General features: G+C 62.5%; 19 protein-coding genes. 12 read left to right on the forward strand and 7 right to left on the reverse strand.

The window, feature by feature from the left end; all coding sequences use genetic code 11:
* Nucleotides 1-12: 12 nt before the first annotated feature.
* The gene (locus tag AC1DYO_RS19655) at nucleotides 13-1,509 is read left to right on the forward strand and encodes a xylulokinase (protein WP_477266058.1); all 1,497 of its coding nucleotides are present in this window, start codon (nucleotides 13-15) and stop codon (nucleotides 1,507-1,509) included.
* 122 nt (nucleotides 1,510-1,631) lie between these two features.
* On the opposite strand, the gene AC1DYO_RS19660 is transcribed toward AC1DYO_RS19655, so the two are convergent.
* On the reverse strand, nucleotides 1,632-2,594 hold the full coding sequence (locus tag AC1DYO_RS19660; RefSeq protein ID WP_477266060.1) for a sugar-binding transcriptional regulator: 963 nt from the start codon (nucleotides 2,592-2,594) through the stop codon (nucleotides 1,632-1,634).
* 272 nt (nucleotides 2,595-2,866) lie between these two features.
* Here AC1DYO_RS19660 and AC1DYO_RS19665 point away from each other — a divergent pair, with 272 nt between their 5' ends.
* The 8 genes from AC1DYO_RS19665 (at nucleotide 2,867) to AC1DYO_RS19700 (ending at nucleotide 12,629) form a co-directional block, all read left to right on the forward strand.
* Entirely contained in the window at nucleotides 2,867-3,850 is a 984-nt protein-coding gene (locus AC1DYO_RS19665) for an ABC transporter permease (RefSeq protein ID WP_477266258.1), read from the forward strand.
* 112 nt (nucleotides 3,851-3,962) lie between these two features.
* Nucleotides 3,963-4,901: a sugar ABC transporter substrate-binding protein gene (locus AC1DYO_RS19670; protein WP_352584436.1), complete on the forward strand. Its 939-nt coding sequence runs from the start codon at nucleotides 3,963-3,965 to the stop codon at nucleotides 4,899-4,901.
* A 29-nt stretch (nucleotides 4,902-4,930) separates the two neighbouring features.
* Nucleotides 4,931-6,439, forward strand: coding sequence for a sugar ABC transporter ATP-binding protein (locus AC1DYO_RS19675; protein ID WP_477266062.1), 1,509 nt, complete (start codon nucleotides 4,931-4,933; stop codon nucleotides 6,437-6,439).
* A gap of 109 nt (nucleotides 6,440-6,548) precedes the next feature.
* The gene (locus AC1DYO_RS19680) at nucleotides 6,549-7,313 is read left to right on the forward strand and encodes an SDR family oxidoreductase (RefSeq protein ID WP_477266064.1); all 765 of its coding nucleotides are present in this window, start codon (nucleotides 6,549-6,551) and stop codon (nucleotides 7,311-7,313) included.
* A gap of 11 nt (nucleotides 7,314-7,324) precedes the next feature.
* Nucleotides 7,325-8,110, forward strand: coding sequence for an SDR family oxidoreductase (locus AC1DYO_RS19685; protein WP_477266066.1), 786 nt, complete (start codon nucleotides 7,325-7,327; stop codon nucleotides 8,108-8,110).
* A 422-nt stretch (nucleotides 8,111-8,532) separates the two neighbouring features.
* Nucleotides 8,533-9,507, forward strand: coding sequence for an ABC transporter substrate-binding protein (locus AC1DYO_RS19690; protein ID WP_477266068.1), 975 nt, complete (start codon nucleotides 8,533-8,535; stop codon nucleotides 9,505-9,507).
* A 72-nt stretch (nucleotides 9,508-9,579) separates the two neighbouring features.
* Nucleotides 9,580-10,653, forward strand: a complete 1,074-nt coding sequence (locus AC1DYO_RS19695; RefSeq protein ID WP_477266070.1) for a quaternary amine ABC transporter ATP-binding protein — start codon at nucleotides 9,580-9,582, stop codon at nucleotides 10,651-10,653.
* Entirely contained in the window at nucleotides 10,650-12,629 is a 1,980-nt protein-coding gene (locus AC1DYO_RS19700; RefSeq protein WP_477266072.1) for an ABC transporter permease, read from the forward strand. Before AC1DYO_RS19695 ends, AC1DYO_RS19700 begins: the two co-directional genes overlap by 4 nt.
* Nucleotides 12,630-12,635: 6 nt before the next feature.
* On the opposite strand, the gene AC1DYO_RS19705 is transcribed toward AC1DYO_RS19700, so the two are convergent.
* Both AC1DYO_RS19705 and AC1DYO_RS19710 read right to left on the reverse strand, forming a co-directional pair.
* Nucleotides 12,636-13,226 carry a hypothetical protein gene (locus AC1DYO_RS19705; RefSeq protein ID WP_477266074.1) on the reverse strand — a complete coding sequence of 197 codons (591 nt, stop codon included), beginning with the start codon at nucleotides 13,224-13,226 and terminating at the stop codon, nucleotides 12,636-12,638.
* A gap of 23 nt (nucleotides 13,227-13,249) precedes the next feature.
* A complete protein-coding gene (locus AC1DYO_RS19710) occupies nucleotides 13,250-14,608 on the reverse strand; it encodes an NAD(P)-binding domain-containing protein (protein ID WP_477266076.1) in 1,359 nt (452 codons plus the stop codon).
* Between the two features lie 342 nt (nucleotides 14,609-14,950).
* On the opposite strand from AC1DYO_RS19710, the gene AC1DYO_RS19715 reads away from it, so the two are divergent.
* Nucleotides 14,951-15,667: a helix-turn-helix domain-containing protein gene (locus tag AC1DYO_RS19715; protein WP_477266078.1), complete on the forward strand. Its 717-nt coding sequence runs from the start codon at nucleotides 14,951-14,953 to the stop codon at nucleotides 15,665-15,667.
* A gap of 155 nt (nucleotides 15,668-15,822) precedes the next feature.
* Nucleotides 15,823-16,194, forward strand: coding sequence for an endonuclease domain-containing protein (locus AC1DYO_RS19720; protein WP_477266080.1), 372 nt, complete (start codon nucleotides 15,823-15,825; stop codon nucleotides 16,192-16,194).
* A gap of 137 nt (nucleotides 16,195-16,331) precedes the next feature.
* On the opposite strand, the gene AC1DYO_RS19725 is transcribed toward AC1DYO_RS19720, so the two are convergent.
* From AC1DYO_RS19725 to AC1DYO_RS19740, 4 genes are all read right to left on the reverse strand, one after another.
* Nucleotides 16,332-17,372, reverse strand: coding sequence for a heme-dependent oxidative N-demethylase family protein (locus tag AC1DYO_RS19725; RefSeq protein WP_477266082.1), 1,041 nt, complete (start codon nucleotides 17,370-17,372; stop codon nucleotides 16,332-16,334).
* Nucleotides 17,373-17,463: 91 nt separating this feature from the next.
* Complete coding sequence (locus AC1DYO_RS19730) at nucleotides 17,464-18,429, reverse strand: PDR/VanB family oxidoreductase (RefSeq protein WP_477266084.1); 966 nt, start codon at nucleotides 18,427-18,429, stop codon at nucleotides 17,464-17,466.
* Nucleotides 18,426-19,022 (reverse strand): dimethylamine monooxygenase subunit DmmA family protein, encoded by a 597-nt coding sequence (locus AC1DYO_RS19735; RefSeq protein WP_477266086.1) that lies wholly within the window; start codon nucleotides 19,020-19,022, stop codon nucleotides 18,426-18,428. The genes AC1DYO_RS19730 and AC1DYO_RS19735 overlap by 4 nt, the downstream gene beginning before the upstream one ends.
* Nucleotides 19,023-19,063: 41 nt before the next feature.
* Nucleotides 19,064-20,197, reverse strand: coding sequence for an aminomethyl transferase family protein (locus AC1DYO_RS19740; RefSeq protein WP_027041338.1), 1,134 nt, complete (start codon nucleotides 20,195-20,197; stop codon nucleotides 19,064-19,066).
* 287 nt (nucleotides 20,198-20,484) lie between these two features.
* Between AC1DYO_RS19740 and AC1DYO_RS19745 the strand changes: the two genes are divergently transcribed.
* Nucleotides 20,485-20,772 (forward strand): hypothetical protein, encoded by a 288-nt coding sequence (locus AC1DYO_RS19745; RefSeq protein ID WP_142869882.1) that lies wholly within the window; start codon nucleotides 20,485-20,487, stop codon nucleotides 20,770-20,772.
* Nucleotide 20,773: the final 1 nt, after the last annotated feature.

Genomic DNA, 20,773 nt, shown 5'->3' on the forward strand with positions numbered 1-20,773 from the left:
GGAATAGCTGTGATGGACGATGTCGTTATCGGGATCGATGCCTCGACGACGGCGGTGAAGGCGATCGCTTTCGCGCGCGACGGCGTGGAGCTGTTCCAGGCGCGCGAAACCTATCCGCTTTCAAACCCGAAGCCCGGCCATTTCGAGCAGGATGCCGAACATTGGTGGGCAGCCCTTGTCGGCGCGCTGAAGGAGGTCACCGACAAGATAGGAGCGGCGCGCGTAGCGGCGATCGCCATCGCTCATCAGCGCGAGACCTTCACGCTGATCGATCATGCCGGCAAGCCGCTCATTCCGGCGATCCTGTGGCTTGATGAGCGCGCCCGGCCGCAGGTCGCCAGGCTGTCGGCCGAGCTCGGCCGCGAAGAGATCCGCGACTGGAGCGGCAAGCCGCCGGACCCGACGCCGGCACTCTATGCCATTGCCTGGCTGGCGGAGCACCAGCCGCAGGTGCTCTACAGCGCCGCCGCACTCGTCGACGTGCACGGCTTCTTTGTCCATCGGCTGACCGGCCGTCTCGTCACCAGCACGGCAAGTGCCGATCCGCTCGGCCTGCTCGACGTCGCGACAGGACAATGGCACCCCGAACTCATCGCGGCCGCGGGACTTAGGCCCGAGCAGTTGCCGGCGCTGGTCGGTCCCGGTGAAATCTGCGGCGGACTCGCCGAAAGCATTGCGCAGCTGACTGGCCTGAAGGCCGGTACGCCAATCGTCGCCGGTGCCGGCGACGGCCAGGCTATGGGCCTCGGCATGGGTGTCTATGGCGCCGGCAAGAGCTATCTCTCGCTCGGCTCCGGCGTCGTCTGCGGCTGCTATTCTGGCACGGTCACCACATCGGATGCGTTTCGCACACTGGTCTCGCCGACCGGCTCCGGCTTCATGCTGGAGACCGTGCTGCGCTCGGGCATGCAATTGGTCGACTGGATCGTGCGCACCACCGGCGCGGCTTCCGCAGCGGAGTTGGAGAAGCTTGCGGTCGATGTCACGGCCGGCAGTGACGGCCTGCTGGTCATGCCCTATTGGGCCGGCGTCATGAGCCCCTATTGGGATGGCGCGGCGCGTGGCGCCGTTGTCGGCCTGTCGCTCAACCATGAGCCCAGGCATCTCTTTCGCGCAACGCTGGAAGGCATCGCTTTCGAGCAGGCCATCGCCAGCGAGGCGATGGAAGCCGAGAGCGGCGGCAAGCCGGAGGAGATGATCGCCGCCGGCGGCGGCACCAATTCGGCGCTGCTGATGAAGATCATGTCCAGCGTTCTCGAGCGGCCGCTGTTCGTGTCGCCGGTCAACGAGGCGGCCGCACTCGGCGCGGCCATACTGGCGGCCTCGGCGATCGGCTGGTTCGCCTCGCCGGAAGAGGCGGCGAAGGCGATGGCGGCCGCGTCGGCCCGGCGTGTCGATCCGGACACCGCGCTGGTGCGGGCTTACCGGGCGCGCAAGGCGATCTACCGCGATCTTTATCATGCGACGCGCGATATTCATGCGCGACTGGGTGAGGTTGGGCAGGTTTAGTCAGTGAGAGCTGGCRGGACAGAGGGGGGCGCGAAGGATCGCTACGCCACCGCCTTCTTTTGATTGTCGCGGCAGGATCCCGGGGACGTGCTTGACCTCCGCCGTGAAATCTCTGCAAAATACTACCGGCCGAGCAAGCCCTTGGCCGCATCCTCATCGGTAATGAGCACCGAAATCCTGGTGTTGGCGAGTGCCGCGCGCATGACGGCGATCTTCTCCTGCCCACCCGAAACCAGGATGATGTTGGGAATGTCGGACAGATCCTGCAGCGGATAGGCGCAGACGCGGCGGTTGACCTCATGGTCGACCGGGCGGCCCTCGGCGTCGATGAAGTGGCAGAGCAGGTCGCCAACCGCGCCGGCTGCCTGCAGCTCCTCGAGTTCGCTCGGTTTGATAAAGCCGTAGTTGGCGATCGGGCTGTCATTGGAGAATGAGCCGACGCTGAGCACGGCGATGTTGGCCCGCCGCGCTCGGAAGACGACGTCCTGGACGCTGCGCTGGCTCATGAAGGCATCGCGCTGCTCGGGCCTGTCGGCATAGACCGGCACCGGCAGAAGAAAACATTCGGCGCCGATCTTTTCGGCGAACTCCCAGGCGCTTTCTGTCGGGTTGAGCGGCTGCGCATGGGTGAGGCCGCCGAGCATCGAAACGACCGTGGTTCTGGCGATCGGCCGCCTCGGCAATTCGTTGATGGCGAATTTCAGCGTGCGGCCCCAGCCCAGCGCAATGACATCGCCGGCATTGACGTTGTCGGCGAGATAGGCGGCGGCGGCGTGGCCTATCATCAGCGGCGCGTTGCTGCGGTCGGCGGCTGATGGCACCACGACGGCCTGACTGAGCCCAAAGCGCTGCTTCAGGCTTTCCTCAAGCTGCACGCATTCGACGACACTGTCGCGAATGCGGAACTGGACAATGCCCTCCTCGCGGGCGGCGGATAGAATGCGGTGCACCTTGATGCGGCCGACGCCAAGGATCTCGGAGATGCGCTCCTGCGTCAGGCCCTCGACATAGTAGTGCCAGGCAGCGCGGGCCTTCAGCTCGGCATCGGGGAAGCGCGAGGCCTTCTCATTTTCGACGGTCGCCATGCTCGTGCTCTCCCGCGGCAGATTTCGGAAATCTTTTCCGCAAAGCGCCGCCCCCTGGCCTTCCCTAGGACAAACCGCCCGGTGGCGCAAACCATCGCCGAATGGCTCAACGGCTCTTGACAATTTTCTAATGAACAGTTTAGCTGAACAAAATTGCATATCAAAGATAAATTGTTCACAGGGAGGTGCCTGGTGAACAAGAGCGGACGGCGGGCCAGCGCCGTTTCGCTGACGGAGGAGACGAAGTGGCCGTGAGCAATGATGCAGGCGAGTTGAAAGCCGCGACCGGCGCGCAAGGCGCGACGAGCACGAGGCTTTCGGCGCTGTTCGCCGGAACCATGGGACCGTTGATCGGGCTGGTGCTTTTGTGCCTGGCGCTGACGCTGACCACCGACACATTCCTCACCGTGCGCAACATCCTCAACGTGCTCGACCAGATCACCGTGCTCGGCATCATGGCGATCGGCATGACGCTGGTCATCCTGATCGGCGGCATCGATCTCTCGGTCGGCTCGGTGCTGGCGCTGGCCGCCATGGTGATGGGCTTCGTTGCCCACCCCGATTATCTCAATCTCGGGCTTGCGGCCGGCGTCGTCGCCGCACTGGTCGTCGCCGGTCTTTGCGGACTGGTGTCCGGCCTGCTGGTGACCGTCACCCGGCTACCACCCTTTATCGCCACGCTGGCGATGATGTCGGTGGCGCGCGGTCTTGCCAACATGATCACTGACGGCTCGCAGATCGTCGGCTTCCCCGACTGGTTCACCAACCTGTCGATCATCCGCCATCTCGGCTTTCTGTCGGTCACCGTCGGGCTGATGATCGTGCTGGCGATCATCTTCGCCATCTTCCTCAACTACCGCGCCACCGGCCGCAGCCTCTACGCCATCGGCGGCAGCGCCGAAGTGGCCCGGCTCTCCGGCATTCCGGTGAAGTCGCTGACCAACTGGGTCTACGCTATCTGCGGCGTGCTCGCCGGGCTTGCCGGCATCGTGCTGGCGGCGCGGCTGGATTCGGTGCAGCCGAGCTCCGGCCTTGGCTATGAGCTCGACACCATCGCCGCCGTGGTGATCGGTGGCGCCAGCCTGTCGGGCGGCGTCGGCTCGATCGGCGGCACTGCGGTCGGCGTGCTCATCATCGGTGTGCTGCGCAACGGGCTCAATTTGCTCGGTGTCTCGCCCTTCATCCAGCAGGTGGTGATCGGCGTGGTGATCGCGCTGGCGGTCGCCACCGACACTTGGCGTCGGCGAGGTCAATGAGAAATTCGCCCGGAGCGTCCGGGCGATAGGCGGATCGGTCGATCCGAAACTGGGATGTTCCAAGGGGCGCGATGCGCAGGCGGGACAGTTTGACTATCAACGGAGGAAACACATGCTGACCAAACGTTCACTGCTGCTTGCCGCGGCCGCAATCATTCCCCTGCTCGGCCTGACCGACATGGCCTCGGCCAAAGAGGCCAAGAAGCTCGGCCTCGCCGTCGCCAACCTGCAGGCCGACTTCTTCAACCAGATCAAGCAGTCGGTCGAAGCCTACGGCAAGGAGAAGGGCATCGAGATCGTCACTGTCGACGCCAAGGGCGATTCGGCGACGCAGGTCAGCCAGGTGCAGGATTTGATCACGCAGAACATCGACGCGCTGATCTACATTCCGGCCGGCGCCACCGCCGCCACCGTGCCGACCAAGACAGCCAAGGCAGCCGGCATTCCGGTGATCAATGTCGACCGCAACGCCGACGGCGCGCCCGGCGACACCTTCATCGCCACCAACAGCGTCGCCTCGGCGCAAGCGGTGTGCGACTACATTGCCAAGCAGGCCGGCGGCAAAGGCGAGCTGATCATCATCCATGGCCAGAAGGGCACGACGCCCGAGGTCGACCGCTCGAAGGGCTGCGGCGAAGCGCTCAAGGCCTATCCCGACATCAAGGTGGTCGGCGAATTGTGGAGCGAAGGCTGGCACCAGGACGAAGGTTTCAAGCTGACGCAGGACCTTTTGCAGTCGCATCCTGATGTCTCCATCGTCATCGGCCAGGCCGATGCGCTGGCGCTGGGTGCGGCACAGGCGGTCAAGGTCGCCAATCCCGGCCACAAGGTCTGGGTCGCCGGCTTCGACGGTGACGTAGCGGCGCTGAAGGCGCTGAAGGACGGCGTGTTCGACGTCACCGCGACGCAGCAGACGCAAGGCATGGGCAGGCTCGCCGTCGATGCGGCGATCAAGCTGGTGGCTGGCGAAAGCATTCCGGCCGAACAGCTGCAGGATGCGACGCTGACCACCAAGGACAATGTCGAGCAGTTCATCGCCAAGCATCCGTAAGCTGCGGCACCGCTTAAGAGAGCGCCACGATGTCCCCTGAACCTCGCCACAGCGAAAGCCCGCACAACGGGCTCTTCGTCAACGGCCTCTGCAAGAGCTACGGACCGGTCCAGGTCCTGGCCGATGCGAGCTTCGAGGTACGGCCAGGCGAGGTCGTGGCGCTGCTCGGCGAAAACGGTGCCGGCAAGTCGACTGTGTCCAATATCATCGCCGGCTCGATCAGGGCCGATGCCGGCACCATCAGCTGGCGGGGGAAACCCTATTCCCCCGCCTCGCCCGCCGCGGCCATCGATGCCGGCGTCGGCATGATCCATCAGGAACTGAAGCTGCTGCCGGACCTGTCGGTGGCGGAAAATGTCTATGTCGGGCGGCTGCCGATGCGCGGCGGCCGCATCGACCGTGCTGAGATGAACGCCAAGGCCTCGGCGCAATTGAAGCGGCTTGGCCTCGACGTCTCGCCCGAGCGCAAGGTACGCACACTGCGCATCGCCGCCCAGCAGCAGGTCGAGATCGCCAAGGCGCTGACGCTGAATGCTGAATTGCTGATCTTCGATGAACCGACAGCAGCGCTCGGCGGTGAGGAAACGGAACTGCTGTTCCAGCAGATCCGCAAGCTCAAGGCGGAAGGCATGTCCTTCATCTACATCAGCCATCGGCTCGATGAGATCGCGCAGATCGCCGACCGCGTGGTGGTAATGCGCGACGGACGCATCGTCGCGCGCCACGAGCGCGCCGACGTGTCCGTGCGCACCGTGGTCGAGCAGATGGTCGGCCGCTCGGTCGAGCGGATGTTCCCGCATCTGTCGCCATCGCGCGAGGAAACGCTGCTTGAGGTCGAGAACTTGTCCTCGCCAGAGAAGAGTTTCAACAATGTCTCCTTCTCGGTCAAAGCTGGCGAGATCCTCGGCATTGCCGGATTGATCGGCGCCGGCCGCACCGAACTGGTGCGGGCGATCGCCGGCGCCGATCCGATCTCGTCGGGCTCGGTGCGCGTCGCCGGCAAACCGGTGCATCTCAGCGGGCCGGCGGCAGCGATCAAGGCCGGTGTCGTGCTGGTGCCGGAAGACCGCAAGGCGCAAGGCGTGGTGCTCGACCAGACCATCGGCGAAAACCTGGCGTTCGGCAATTTCGACCATGTCGCGCCGAAGGGCTGGGTATTTCCTAAAGCAGTGCAGAAATTCGCCGAGGCGGGCATCGCAAGGCTCGGCGTCAAGGGCAAGCCGAACCAGGCTGTCTCAAAACTTTCCGGCGGTAACCAGCAGAAGGTGATCATCGCCAAATGGGTGTCGCGGCCGCCGAAGGTGTTCATCCTCGATGAGCCGACGCGCGGCATCGATGTCGGCGCGCGCGCTGCGATCTACGACGTGATCGCCGACCTCGCCCGCTCCGGCATGGCGGTCGTGGTGGTCAGCTCCGACCTCGAGGAAGTGCTGGGGCTGTCGCACCGCGTGCTGGTGCTGAGCCGCGGCCGCCAGCGCGGCATTCTCGACCGCAGCGAAGCCAGCAATGTCACGGTCATGGAACTCGCGACGAGCTGAGCAAGGGGATCGGAACACAGCGCAGCAGGTGATACCCTCCCAGGCACCGGACCGCGCGGGGCGCTAACCCAGGAGTTGGCGCCCCTTCATTTCAGGGAGAGAGACACACATGAAATTATTCGATCTCAGCGGCGACGTGGCGCTGGTGACGGGCGCCGGCAGCGGCATCGGCCAATCCATCGCCATCGGGCTAGCCGAAGCCGGCGCCGATATTGCCTGTTTCGGCCATGCCTCGAAAGGCGGGCTGGAAGAGACCGCGCACAGGATCGCCGCGCTTGGCCGCAAGGCGCTGGTGCTGACCGGGACGGTAACGTCGGAGGATGACCTCGCGGCGGCGGTCGCGCGCACGGAGAAGGAGCTCGGCGCGCTGACCATCGCCGTCAACAATGCCGGCATCGCCGGCGCCGAACCGGCCGAGACGCTGCCGCTTGAGACATGGCAGAAGATCTATGACGTCAATGTCAGCGGCGTGTTCCTGTCCTGCCAGGCCGAGGCGCGCGCGATGCTTTCGCGCCGCAAGGGTTCGATCGTCAACATCGCATCGATGTCGGGCTCGATCGTCAATCGCGGCTTGACCCAGGCGCACTACAATTCGTCGAAAGCCGCCGTCATCCACATGTCGAAGAGCCTCGCCATGGAATGGGCCGATCGCGGCCTGCGCGTCAATGTGGTGAGCCCAGGCTACACGCTGACGCCGATGAACAAGCGGCCGGAAGTCGCCGAACAGATCAAGATCTTCGAGCGCGATACGCCGATGGGGCGCATGGCGACGCCGGAAGAGATGGTCGGCCCGACCGTGTTTCTGGCCAGCCGCGCTGCGAGTTTCGTCACCGGCATCGACCTGATCGTCGATGGCGGTTTTGTCTGCTGGTAGGAGAAGAAAAAGTGCAGAAGCGTTTTGAAGGCAAGACGGCAGTTATCACCGGCGCGAGCGGCGGTATCGGTGCGGCGATGGCCAAGCGCTTTGCCGAGGAAGGTGCTGCGGTCGTGGTCAGTGCCATCGATGCCCGCGTTGAAGAGGTCGCCGCCAGCCTTAAAGCGGCGGGCGCCAAGGTCACTTCGATGCGCATGGACGTGACCAAGAAGGATGAGGTCACAGCTCTTTACGACCTCGCCGAAAAGCAATTCGGCCGCGTCGACATTTCGGTGCAGAATGCCGGCGTCATCACCATCGCCCGGATCGAGGCGATGACCGAGGCCGAGTGGGACAAGGTGATGGCGGTCAACACCAAGGGCGTGTTCCTGTGCTGCCAGGAAGCGATCACCCGCATCCGCAAGCATGGCGATGGCGGCCGCCTGATCAACACGGCGTCTGGCCAAGCACGGCAGGGCTTCATCTACACGCCTCACTACGCGGCGTCAAAGTTCGGCGTCGTCGGCATCACCCAGAGCCTCGCCAAGGAAGTGGCCAAGGAGAAAATCACCGTCAACGCGATCTGCCCCGGCATCATCGACACCGACATGTGGGCCTACAATGACGCAGCCTGGGGCAAGCTGATGGGCGACTACAAGCCCGGCGAGCTGATGGCTGAATGGGTGAAGAACATCCCCATGGGCCGCGCCGGCAGCGGCGAGGACGTCTCCGGCCTGGTCAGCTTCCTCGCCAGCAACGACGCCACCTACATCACGGGCCAGACCATCAATGTCGATGGCGGTTTGATCATGTCGTGAGGTCCGACCTGACGGCTGGCAATCGACCAGTCTGAAATTCCGCAGTGCACAAGGCATCAGCCGTTGCGCCGCATGAACGTTGGTATATATAATTTCATCCCATGAAACGACCTTGGCGGGGATGGGGCTCGCCGGCCGAGATCATGGGACCTTGATGGCTCGCACCTCTCAGAGCGCCGCCAGAGCGGCGATCGATCCGTTGACGATTGCTCGCGCAGCAATCCATGCGATGCCATGACGCGGGCCCGTCCAGCATCATACCACCACCAGATTGAGCACCATCTCGCCTGCGTCGGCTCTCGCCGCGGCAATGGCATGGTGCGAACGAGCTTGCGCAACGACCCGCCTTTCCAACACAATCAAGAAAAGACGCAAGAAGGGAACGACTAAGAATTTCCACATGGTTTGACAGGAGAACAAGCATGTCATTTCGCAGTGTGATTTCGAACCTATCAATGGGAGCCCTCGCACTTGCTGCGGCAAGTGCACTGACACCGGCCGCACAGGCCGCAGCACCGGAATCCAACGACCCGATCAAGATCGCGCTGTTCGACTGGACCAGCGTCAACCTCAACGCCAAGATCCTTGGCGGCATTCTCGAAAAGCTCGGCTACACCGTCGAATATCCGACCGCCGACTACCTCTCCAGCCTGACTACCGGCCTCACCAATGGCGACCTCGATGTCGGCCTGGAATTCTGGGACACGACCGCCGGCGAGGCGATGAAGGCTTCCGACGCTACGGGCCAGACCGAGCGGCTCGGCAAGCTCGGACCGAAGGCCAAGGAAGAGTGGTGGTTTCCCGAATACATGAAGGAAAAGTGCCCGGGCCTGCCCAACTGGGAAGCGCTGAAGGACCCGAAATGCGCCGAAGCCTTCTCGACTGCCGAAACGGCGCCGAAGGGCCGCTATCTCGGCGGCCCGGTGACATGGGAGGGGTTTGACGACGAGCGCGTCGAGGCGCTGAAGCTGCCCTTCACCGTCATCCATGCCGGCACCGACGCGGCGATGTTCGCCGAACTCGACTCGGCTTATCAGCGCAAGGCGCCGATCATGCTGTGGATCTATTCGCCGCACTGGGCGCCGGCGAAGTACAAGGGCGAGTGGGTGCAATTCCCGGAATATACGCCCGAGTGCTACACCGATCCGAAATGGGGCACCAACCCCGACGCCAAATATGATTGCGGCAAGCCGCATGGCGAGATCTGGAAGTACTCGTGGTCCGGCATGAAGGACAAATGGCCGGTCGCCTACAAGGTGGCCAAGGCCTACACGGTCGACACCGACGAGCTCAACAAGATGAGCGGCGAGATCGATCTCGGCGGCAAGACGCCGGAAGACGTCGCCGCCGCCTGGATCGCCGCCCACGAAGCCGACTGGAAAGCCTGGGCACAGTGATCGTTCCGACTGGAAGCCAGACCCGGCCGTAACGGCCGGGTCTATATCTCCATTTTCCAGAAGGACCATTGGATGACGGAAGCGACTGAACCGCAGGCAGTTGGCGTGCCAAAGGATGCGCGGCCGATAAAGCTTGCCTGCCGCAATGTCTGGAAATTGTTCGGGTCGAACGCAGCCAGTTTCATTCGCGAGCGCGACGGCAAGGCCAGCATGGCCGATGTCGCCGCCGCCGGGCTGGTCGGCGCGGTGCGCGCCGTCGATCTTGAAATCCGCCAGGGCGAAATCTTCATCATCATGGGGCTTTCCGGCTCCGGCAAGTCGACGCTGGTGCGTTGCATGTCGCGGCTGGTCGAGCCGACCCACGGCAAGGTCGAGTTCGAAGGCAAGGACCTCTTGAAGATTTCCGACGCGGCGCTGATCGAACTCAGGCGCCATCGCATGGGCATGGTGTTCCAGAATTTCGCGCTGCTGCCGCATCTCAACGTGCTGGACAACATCGCCTTCCCGCTCAGCATTCAGGGGCAGGATCGGCCGACACGCGAAGCACGGGCCCGCGAAGTCATCGAGCTCGTTGGCTTGCGGGGTCGTGAGCATTTCTATCCGCGCGAACTCTCCGGAGGCCAGCAGCAGCGCGTCGGCATTGCCCGCAGTCTCGCGACCAAGCCGGAAATCTGGTTTCTCGACGAACCGTTCTCGGCACTCGATCCGTTGATCCGCCGCGAGATGCAGGACGAGCTGATGCGGCTGCAAACCATGCTGCACAAGACCATCGTCTTCATCACCCATGATTTCGATGAGGCGATAAGGCTGGCCGACCGCATCGCCATCATGAAGGATGGCGAGGTCATCCAGATCGGCACGCCGGAACAGCTGGTGGTCAATCCGGCGACCGACTACGTCGCCGAGTTCACCCGCGACGTCGACCGCGCCAAGGTGATTTCGGCGCGCAGCCTGATGCGCGCCTGCGATGGTTCGGAGCATGGCGGCACGGTCTCGCCGGATGCCAAGATCGCCAGCTTCTCCGCCAGCATCGTCGCCTCAGGCAAACCGTTCGCGGTGGTCAACGGCACCGGCAAACCGATCGGCGAAGTGACGCCGCAAGCCGTGATCGGGCTGCTGGCCGGCCTGGACAGGGCCGGCGCATGACGGTGACGGCAAGCGCCAGCGAAACGAGGCCGCCGGTTCAGCGCTGGCTGCTGGTCTGGGCGCTGGCACTTGCCGCCGTGCTGCTGGTGTTCCTGCTGCAGGAGAGGCTGCCCTGGGCGGTCAATTATCCGGCCGAGGCGGTCGTTCCCGTCGCCGACTGGGTCAGCGCGCTGATGCGCTGGATCAAGTCGAACCTTTCGTGGCTGACGCGCTCGATCACCGCGGTGCTCGGTGTGCCCCTCGATTTCGCGCTCAATCTGCTCGCCAAGAATTTCAAGATCGGCCACGGCGCCGATGCCTATGTGCTGCCGCGTCTGTCCTGGGTCGGCGTCTGCGCTGTCGCCTTCATCGCCGGTCATGCAGCCGGCGGCCGCAAGCTCGGCCTGCTGGTCGGCGGCTGTTTCCTCTACATCGCGCTGTTCGGCCAGTGGACCAGCGCCATGTTGACGCTGGCGCTGATCTCCATCGCGGTGCCGTTCTGCATCGTCACCGGGCTGTTCGCCGGCATCTGGGCGTGGCGCAAGCCGTGGGCCGAGAGGCTGATCGTCTCCCCTGCCCTCGATCTGATGCAGACCATCCCGACCTTCGCCTATCTCATTCCGATGCTGCTTCTGTTCGGCAACAGCCCGGTCTCGGCGATGATCGCCACCGCCATTTTTGCCACGCCGCCGATGGTGCGGGCGACGATGCTGGGTCTGTCGCGGGTGCCGTCCGAGATCGACGATTTCAGCGAGATGGCCGGCTGCACGGCAAGGCAAAAATTATGGCGCGTGCTGTTGCCCTCGGCGCGGCCGACACTGATGGTCGGCGTCAATCAGGTGATCATGCTGGCGCTGAACATGGTGATCATCGCCTCGATGATCGGCGCCGGCGGCCTCGGCTACGACGTGCTCTTGGCGCTGCGCGCACTGAAGGTCGGCGAAGCCATGGAAGCCGGCCTCGCCATCGTCGCGCTGGCCATCGCGCTCGATAGGCTGAGTCAGGCGATCGCGCACAAACAAGCGAAGGGCCACGTTCAACAGCAAGCGAACCAGAGTTTCTGGCGGCGCTATCCCAATCTATCACTGGCCATCGCCATCCTCATCGTGACGACGCTGCTCGGTCTGTTCGTGCCGGCCTTCGCGGCGGTGCCGAAGGCGATCACCTTCACCACCGCACCTCTATGGAAGGCAGCGGTGAGTTGGGTGACGATCAACTTCTTCGACGTGATCGAAGCGTTTCGCGTGGCGCTGATCCTCAATGTGCTGAACCCGCTGCGCGCATTCTGCGAAGGCTTTCCATGGCTGGGCGCCGTGTTCCTGCTCGGTCTCGCTGGCTATCAGCTCTCGGGCCTGCGTCTCGCCGCCCTCGTCGCCGCCTTGACCGCCTTCTGCGCTGTCACCGGCCTTTGGGAAAAGACCATGGCGACGGTCTATCTCTGCGGCATCTCGGCCTTCATCGCTTGCCTGATCGGCATCCCGATCGGCCTGATGGCCGCGCGCAGCGACCGCTTCGAAAAGATCGTCACGCCCGTCATCGATACGCTGCAAGTGCTGCCGTCTTTCTGCTTCATAATCCCGGTGGTGATGCTGTTCCGGGTCGGCGACGTCACCGCCATGATCGCAACGATAGCCTTCGCCGTGGTGCCGGCGATCCGCTACACCAATCACGGCATCCGCCAGGTGCCGCCGGCGCTGATCGAGGCCGCTAAGGTCTCGGGCTGCACGCCGCGCCAGACTTTCTTTCGCGTGCAACTGCCGCTGGCGCTTCCGGAAATCATGCTCGGCGTCAACCAGACCATCCTGATGGCGCTGGCGATGATCATCATCTGCGCCATGGTCGGCACGCGCGATCTCGGCCAGGAGGTGTTCATCGCGCTGTCGAAAGCTGATTCCGGGCGCGGCATCGTTGCGGGTCTCGCCATCGCCTTCATCGGCATCGTTGCCGACCGGCTGTTCAATGCCTGGACGGCGAAGGCACGGGCGAGATTGGGATGATTGTTCTTAAGGACCAACTTCAGCACCCAACCGAAAGGCAGGCAACGCTAGCAGGCGCACAGCCATGCTGATTGCGAAAGAAGCGTCACTCCGTAAATGGTCCTCGGCTGGCGACATCGTATTCAGAACACGTCTCGAGAGATTCGAAGGGTCGTCAATACTTCGATAGTGGGAAAGAGGATTGCGCAATTCCATCAGACGACGAAGATCGTCTGAGTCACTTTGCGTAATCACCTTTCGTGTGACACATCTGCGCAGCGTATCCTGAAACGAAATTCGATTTGGCAGTTCCTCCCCGTTGATACCAAGGGCGAGATATGCGGCCAGCATATGCTCTGCAAGACCTTGGCACAGTAGAACCGTTGCCACAAAATTTCCGTGCACGAAGCTTGTCCGAGCTTCAGTCCAAGCTGCGTAAGTTGTTTCACCGCCGGGCAGCATCGTCCCACTTGAACCAAGTGCAGCGGAGAGGTCGGAAAGCTGGCGAAATCTCGCGACCTTGGCTGGAAGATCGTCATGTAGATCGGCTATCAGCAGGCGCACGAAGCCCAGATCGCTGACGGAAGATAAGAGCTCCGATTGATCTTCGTCAGCCAAGAATAACCTCTTGTCGGCTGGAGCTACTCGGCCGCCACACCTTTGACCTCGAGATAGCTCTCCATCGAATCGTCCAGCGCCTGCAGCCAAGGCGTATGATGCAATGGTGCCATGGTGCCGGTCATCAGCGATCGGTAGGCGTGGTCGCGGAAGCTCATAATGTCTTCGCCCTTGTGGTGCTCCCACTCCATAAAAGTCTGGTTGACCGCCTCGACGTCGAAGCCGGGATAGTCGGTCTGGTCCATCAGCTCCTTGGTGTAATCGCCCTGGAACCAGATCATCTGCTCGGCGTCTTCGAGCGTCTCCTCGCGAGCACGCCATTTGGCGCCGTGCTCGGCCATCGCCTGCACCGACGGCAGCTTGATGCGGCCCATGATGACGTCGCGGGCAAACCACGCCTGCGCGTCGAACATGTTGAAGGTGTAGAACTGATCCTGCATGCCGATATAGGACAGTTTCGGGTTCTTTTCCCAGACGACGCCCTCATAGAGGTCGAGCGGCCACATGCGGTTGGCGGTCTTGAGTTTCAGATCGTCGGTGAGGAAGGGGAAGGAATGCAGATAGCCGGTGCACAGGATGATGGCGTCGACATCCTTGGTGGTGCCGTCCTTGAAGTGCGCCGTCTTGCCGACGACTTTTTGCAGCAGCGGCACCTCTTTCCAGTTCTCCGGCCATTTGAAGCCCATCGGCTTGGAACGATAACTGGAGGTGATCGATTTGGCGCCGTATTTGTAGCATTGCGAGCCGATGTCCTCGGCCGAATAGGAACGGCCGATGATCAATATGTCCTTGCCCTTGAACTCCATCGCGTCGCGGAAATCATGGCTGTGCAGGATGCGGCCGTTGAAGGTCGAGAAGCCCTCGAAATAGGGAACGTTTGGCACCGAGAAATGGCCCGAGGCGACGACGACATTGTCGAACTCTTCGGAATAGGTGACGTCGTTGGTGCGGTCATGCGCGGTGACGGTGAATTTCTTCGTGACATCCGAGAAGGTGACCATGCGCACCGGGCTGTTGAAGCGCACCCATTTGCGCAGGCCTGATTTCTCGACCCGGCCCTTGATGTAGTCCCACAAAACCGCGCGCGGTGGGTAGGAGCCGATGGGACGGCCGAAATGCTCCTCGAATGAGTAGTCGGCGAATTCCAGGCATTCCTTCGGCCCGTTCGACCAGAGGTAGCGGTACATCGAGCCGTGGACGGGATCGCCGTGTTCGTCGAGGCCGGTGCGCCAGGTGTAATTCCACAGGCCGCCCCAGTCGGACTGCTTTTCGAAGCAGACGATTTCGGGAATCTCGGCGCCCTTATCGGCGGCCGATTTGAAAGCCCTGAGCTGGGCCAGACCGGACGGCCCGGCTCCGATGACGGCAACACGCGTTTTCATGGCAGGCCTCCCGGTCTCATTTCGACTTTGTCTCGACGCAATTCCCAAAGGAGAGCGCTATGAGCTTTTCCCGGGAAAGCTGTTCCACACTTTTCCCAGAATTGCTCTTACGAAACAAATTTCACTCACAGTCACACTAATTGCCTCTTCGATGCTGTCAACAGGCCTTGTGGCGAAACCGCGTTTCGCCCCAACGGATTTCCGGCAAAAACCGATGACAGCGCAAATCCTGTGCGGACACCATTCGACTTAAGGGGCTTGCTGTCGAGGTTGCGTTTCTGTATCGGCACCGAATATGTTCACCTTGAGTGAAATAAATCTGCGATTCTTCGGAGCGGCGACATGGCGAAGACAGCATCCGATCTCAAGTCCGGCGCCGTTCCCGCCAAGGCCAAGGCCTTGCCGAAGGCTGCCGACGGGCGCGCGATCCGCACGCCGCTGACGCAGAACCCGCATGCCATTCGCGACACCCGCGAAAAGGTGCTGGAAGTGGCGATCGGCCGTGAAGTCAGGGCCTTCCGCAAAAAGCTCGGCATCACTGTCGCCGATCTCGCCGTCGCCACCGACATTTCGCTCGGCATGTTGTCGAAGATCGAGAACGGCATCACTTCGCCGTCATTGACCACATTGCAGGCGCTGTCGCGGGCGCTCGGCGTTCCCGTCACCGCCTTCTTCCGCCGCTTCGAGGAGGAGCGCAGCGCTGTCTTCGTCAAAGCCGGCGAAGGCCTCGATGTCGAGCGCCGCGGCACCCGCGCCGGCCACCAGTACAATCTGCTCGGCCATATCGGCTCCAACACCAGCGGCGTCGTCGTCGAGCCCTATCTGATCACGCTGACCGAGGACTCGGATGTGTTCCCGACCTTCCAGCATGAGGGCATGGAGTTCCTCTATATGCTGGAGGGCGAGGTGGTGTACCGGCACGGCAGCAACCTCTACCCGATGAAGCCGGGCGACAGCCTGTTCTTCGACGCCGATGCGCCACATGGGCCGGAGCAGCTGACAAAACTGCCGATGCGCTATTTGTCGATCATTTGTTATCCGCAGAACAGCGCGGGCTAGGAGCTCGATCTCCCTTGGTCCCCTCGTGGGGAGATCGGCAGCTTCGCGACGGCTCCCCCTTTTTGCAGCATTGGCGATTGGCGAAAGCCGAAGTGACATCCGATCTCCCCACTTGAGGGGGAGATGTCCGGCAGGACAGAGGGGGGCGAACCGCGATGACGCATAATCCAGTATCCGCCAACAACCGCCGCAATGCGCGCAGGATGCGCAAGGTGATGACCGATGCCGAACTCAAGCTCTGGAATGAGATCAGGGCACACAGGCTGATGGGACTTGGGTTCCGGCGCCAGATGCCTATCGCCGGCTATATCGTCGATTTTGCATGTGCGGACAAAAAGCTGATCGTCGAGCTTGATGGTTCCCAGCATGGCCAAGCCGAAACGTCGGAATTGGACTCTGCAAGAACCGCCAAGCTCGAGGCGCTAGGCTGGACCATTCTGCGCTTCTGGAACGACGATGTTATCCGCGATGTCGACAATGTCTGCCAGCATGTAGTGATTGTGGCTAGATTGGGGGGCGCGTCGTGAGCTTCGCCGAAGCACTGGGGCGGACATTGGGCAAAGGCCGGCGCTCTACGGCGCCCCCCTCTGCCCTGCCGGGCATCTCCCCCTCTTGGGGGGAGATTGGCTGCTTGAGGGGCAGCGCCAACATCAGCAGGAGAAATTCAATCCGGCCCAAACCCCGGTGATGTCGCGCTGCCATCATCCAGCCTCGACAGCCACTCGACCAGCGTCGGCCGATACCGCGTCAGACCCTTGTAGGTGGCCAGTTCCTCCGGCAGGTCGCGGATCACCCGGTGCAGGCGCCGGGCCCATTTCGGCTGCGTCACCAGCTCGTCCATCTTGATGAGATAACAGCGGATCGGGAAGACGATGCCGTTCGAGCGCGGCAGGCGCCAGAAGCTCTGCAGCTCGACGCGCAGATGCACCTTGTCGCCGACGTTCTCCGGCGTCACCGTCGCGCGGTCTGGTCCCCATTTGTGGTAATTTTCCGGGCTGGTGTCGAGGCGCGGATTGATGGTCATCGTCCAGTTCAGCCGCCGTGCCGGCTTGCCTTGCTGGATGTTGGTGAGGAATTTCAGCGCCCTGACAAAGATCCCCTTCTCATGCGCCAGCGGCACCGGCGCGTGCCACTCGAAGAAGTTCATGCCGATGTCGAAATCGAGCGACCAGTCTGCCTGGGTGGTGACCATGCCGGCATCCATCCACAGATTGCCGTCGCGCTGGTCGAGGATGCAGAAATCGCCCTGGCTCTGGCGGGTGATGTATTCCATCGGGCCATAAGGCAGTGTCGAGGTGTCGCCGAAGGTGAAGGTGTCGTCGATGCCGAGCGGCCGGTTGATCCAGCGCCAGCGGTCGCCATCACGCGTCAGCGTGAAATGCTCTGGATAGCCAAGCGCCTGCTGCTCCATCAAAAGCTCGAGCAGGTCCCAGCCGGCGAGCGTCATGTGCGGCAGCGACTGGCAGCGCAGCGGGTCCTCAGCCAGCACTAGAGCACGGTCCTGCATTTCGGCGACATAGTGCTCGTCGACGTCGATCAGGTTCTCCAGCACGGAGCCCTTGGGACCGACGACATGCGGCTCGATGTTGACGGCATACATGTAGGCGTCTTCGTGGAACGGGAACGGAAACCGCCTGATGTGCTCCGGGCTGTTCTTGAAGGTGAAATCGTCGCGGAACGTTTCCTTACGAAAGGTGATGCCCATGATTTCCTCCTAGAGCGGCATGCCCGCTCTATCTCTTTGTTTTAGCCGCATTTCTGCGACGCCAAGTGTATCCACTTGGCTGCAAAATGCTCTACCGCTCCAAGACCAGCGACTTGCCCTCGAAGCGCGACACGCACGGCATGATCTTGCAGCCGGAACGGTGGTCTTCCTCGCTCAGCCAGTGGTCGTTGTGGATGAACTTGCCGTCATACGAGATGACATTGGTTTCGCACTGGCCGCAGACGCCGCCACGGCAGAGATAGGGCGGATCGACGCCGGCGGCTTCGATGGCTTCGAGCAGGCTCTGCTGCTCGCCGACGCGGATGGTCTTGCCGCTGACGGCCAGCGTCACGTCGAAGGGCAGACCGGGTTGCGGTGCCGCGAAATGCTCGTAATGCACGGTCTCCGGCGGCCAGCCAAGGCTTGCCGCGCGGTCGCGCACCCAGTTGATCATGCCGGCGGGGCCGCAGACATAGAGGTGCGTGCCGAGCGGTTGCGAGGACAACAGACGGTCGAGCTCGATGCGTTCCTCCAGGTCGTCGTGGTAGAGCCGGATGCGGCGGCCGTAGCGCTCCTGCAAAACGTCGGCATAGGTGCCGAGCGAGGCGGTGCGGCAGGTGTAGTGCAGTTCGAAATTGCCGCCGGCTCCGGCGAGCTGCGTGGTCTGCGCCATGAACGGCGTGATGCCGATGCCGCCGGCCAGCATCAGATGCTTCTTTGCCCTGAGGTCGAGCGAGAACAGATTGACGGGATAGCTGACCACCATTTCCAGGCCGGGCTTGACCGACCGGTGCATGAACAGCGAGCCGCCGCGGCCGACATCGTCGCGGCGCACCGAGATGGTGTATTCGCGGGTGTCGAGCGGCGAGCCCATCAGCGAATAGGGATTGAGCCTTGTCAGGTCGCCGTCGCGCATCTCGACCACGACATGGGCGCCGCCGGAGAAGGTCGGCAACAGCTCGCCGTCGCGGCGGCGAAAATGGAATCGGGTGACGAGGTCGTTGACCGGGACGACATCGCTGACCACGACATCGAGCTTGGTGGTGCCGGTGCTCATGGGAAGGCCTCCTCGACAGGAGGAATTTCCGAGCGGTCCTCGGCATTGATGCAGACGCCCTGGAAGGCGGCGAGGCGCCTGGAATAGTGATCGCGCACCAGAAGCAGCAGGCCGCAATGCGCACAGGTGGCCGGCTGCGTCGTCACGTTCTCGGTGATGCCCTTGCAGTGCACGCACTGCATGCGCCGCGCCAGCGAACCGCGATGCTCGGTTTGCATCGAGGTGTGGTCGATGCCGGCTTCGAGAGCGACCTGCATGGCCTGGCCGATCAGCCCTTCGGTGCCGGCGAGATAGAGGCGCAGGCCCATATGGGCGTTGGTCAGCGTCTGCTTCAGGCGCGGCAAAAGGCTCGCGAAGGATGGCGCAACGTGAAATTGCGCCGACTTCAGCGCTTCGAGGGCTTCGACATACTTGCCGTCGGGACCGGGAATGAAGACGATCTCGGCGCCGTCGAAGAAGCCGGGCGGAGCTGTCTTTGCCATATCAACGATCGCCAGCGCGCCTTCCGCATCCGCCACGAAAAGATGATGCTTGCCGGGCTGCGGAGACAGGGTTCCGTAAATGGGCCGGCTGATGATCGTCTTGGCTGCCATTCTCTCTTTGTGCCTTAAAACCCCTCGCTGTCGACTATGCCTCAACCCTTGGCGGTGCGCTTGGTCTTCTTCGGATCATCGAACGGCAGCGGCTGCGCCGTCGCCTTGATCGAGCCGCTCTTGTTGCGGATCTCGAGCTTGGTGTCCTTGACCGCGCAGTCGACGTCGAGACGGGCGATGCCCATCGATTTCTTGACCAGCGGCGAATACATGGCGCAGGTCACCACGCCGACCTTTTTGCCATCACGGTAGACCGGTGCGCCCTCGTCGGCCGGTTCCTTGCCGTCGAGCAGAACGCCATAGATCTTGAAGCGTTCCTTGCCCTTCAGCCGATAATGCTCCTCCGCGCCGCGGAAGCCGGTTTTCCCTGGACTGACGGTGAAGTCGAGGCCGAGCTCCCACAGCGTGTCGCCGGGGCCTTCATTCTCGAAGGGATATTTCTGCGAGTTGTCGTAGGGATAGAACAGCAAATAGCTTTCGACGCGCAGCATATCGAGCGTGGTGAAGCGGCAGGGAATGATGCCGGCGCTCTTGCCCTCGTCGAGGATCCTGTCCCAGATCGTGCCGGCATCCTGGCCGCGGCAGAAGATCTCGTAGCCGCGCTCGCCGGTGTAGCCGGTGCGCGAGATCATCACCGGGAAGCCGAACAGCTGCGTCTGCATGTGATGGAAGTAGTTGAGGTCGCGAATACCGGGCACGTGCTTGGCGAGGTAATCGACAGCGGTCGGCCCCTGCAGCGACAGATCGTGCAGATTGTCGTCGAAGCGCAACGACACGTCGCGGCCGACGGAAGCGCGCTGCAATTCCTCATGGCCGGTGCCCGAGCCGTGCACCACCATCCAGGCGTTCGGGCCGGTGCGGTAGAGGATGCAATCGTCGGTGAATTTTCCGGCCTCGTTCAGCATGCAGGCATAGGCCGACTTGCCGGGATAGATCTTTTCGACATCGCGCGTGGTGGCGAGGTCGATGAGATGCGAGGCGTGCGGCCCGGTGATGTGGACTTTCTTCAGGCCCGACACATCCATCAGCCCGGCCTTGGTGCGGATGGCGGTGTATTCCTCGTCGGCATCCTTGTCGTAGGTCCAGGCGGTGCCCATGCCGCTCCAGTCTTCGAGCTTCGAGCCGAGCGCGCGGTGGCGATCCGCCAAGGTCGAAAATCTCCAGGATGCCGTCATCCGCTAGTCCTCCGTTCGAAAATTCTATTGTGTTCCCTGCCCCCTGCGCTGCGGCGGGAGCTTTGGGTGAATATTGACCGCAAACTTGCCGATGTCGCAATACCCATAAGCAAATAATTTCATTGTCAGGCAAAATTTGCCACGCCAAAATGACCGGTTAACCAAACGTAAATTCGCCTTGACAATTTCGCAAATCGGTCTGAATTTATGAAAAAAATTTCACTCTCTTGAAAGAGGGCAGCGACCGGCCAATTCGGAAGCCGGCGTTGGAATAAAGGGGAAAACCGATGTCAGACCTGCAGCAGCGCATCGAAGCGCTGTATCGTTCCGACGTGCGCGGATCCGCGCTCCTGATCGTCTGCCTGTGGGCGACGATCCTCTTCGTGCTCATCATGACATGGCCCTACATCCCGGACACCGGGATCAAGATCGTCGTCGCCATCGCGGCGGCCGCCGTGCTGATCTTCAACACGGCCGCCATCCTGGCGATGGTCAATCACTACAAGGAAGACAAGGACTTCATCTACGGTCTCGACATCAAGAACGCCGACGCGGCCCGCAACCGCAAATCCTGAG

The sequence above is a fragment of the Mesorhizobium sp. P2_F5 genome (assembly GCF_056403715.1).

Coding starts and splice junctions, on each gene's coding strand:
- AC1DYO_RS19725 (WP_477266082.1), bottom strand. CDS start 17,372: ATGGGCATCACCTTTCGTAAGGAAACGTTCCGCGACGATTTCACCTTC.
- AC1DYO_RS19670 (WP_352584436.1), top strand. CDS start 3,963: ATGCTGACCAAACGTTCACTGCTGCTTGCCGCGGCCGCAATCATTCCC.
- AC1DYO_RS19730 (WP_477266084.1), bottom strand. CDS start 18,429: ATGAGCACCGGCACCACCAAGCTCGATGTCGTGGTCAGCGATGTCGTC.
- AC1DYO_RS19695 (WP_477266070.1), top strand. CDS start 9,580: ATGACGGAAGCGACTGAACCGCAGGCAGTTGGCGTGCCAAAGGATGCG.
- AC1DYO_RS19675 (WP_477266062.1), top strand. CDS start 4,931: ATGTCCCCTGAACCTCGCCACAGCGAAAGCCCGCACAACGGGCTCTTC.
- AC1DYO_RS19720 (WP_477266080.1), top strand. CDS start 15,823: ATGACGCATAATCCAGTATCCGCCAACAACCGCCGCAATGCGCGCAGG.
- AC1DYO_RS19715 (WP_477266078.1), top strand. CDS start 14,951: ATGGCGAAGACAGCATCCGATCTCAAGTCCGGCGCCGTTCCCGCCAAG.
- AC1DYO_RS19710 (WP_477266076.1), bottom strand. CDS start 14,608: ATGAAAACGCGTGTTGCCGTCATCGGAGCCGGGCCGTCCGGTCTGGCC.
- AC1DYO_RS19690 (WP_477266068.1), top strand. CDS start 8,533: ATGTCATTTCGCAGTGTGATTTCGAACCTATCAATGGGAGCCCTCGCA.
- AC1DYO_RS19735 (WP_477266086.1), bottom strand. CDS start 19,022: ATGGCAGCCAAGACGATCATCAGCCGGCCCATTTACGGAACCCTGTCT.
- AC1DYO_RS19745 (WP_142869882.1), top strand. CDS start 20,485: ATGTCAGACCTGCAGCAGCGCATCGAAGCGCTGTATCGTTCCGACGTG.
- AC1DYO_RS19660 (WP_477266060.1), bottom strand. CDS start 2,594: ATGGCGACCGTCGAAAATGAGAAGGCCTCGCGCTTCCCCGATGCCGAG.
- AC1DYO_RS19700 (WP_477266072.1), top strand. CDS start 10,650: ATGACGGTGACGGCAAGCGCCAGCGAAACGAGGCCGCCGGTTCAGCGC.
- AC1DYO_RS19655 (WP_477266058.1), top strand. CDS start 13: ATGGACGATGTCGTTATCGGGATCGATGCCTCGACGACGGCGGTGAAG.
- AC1DYO_RS19680 (WP_477266064.1), top strand. CDS start 6,549: ATGAAATTATTCGATCTCAGCGGCGACGTGGCGCTGGTGACGGGCGCC.
- AC1DYO_RS19740 (WP_027041338.1), bottom strand. CDS start 20,197: ATGACGGCATCCTGGAGATTTTCGACCTTGGCGGATCGCCACCGCGCG.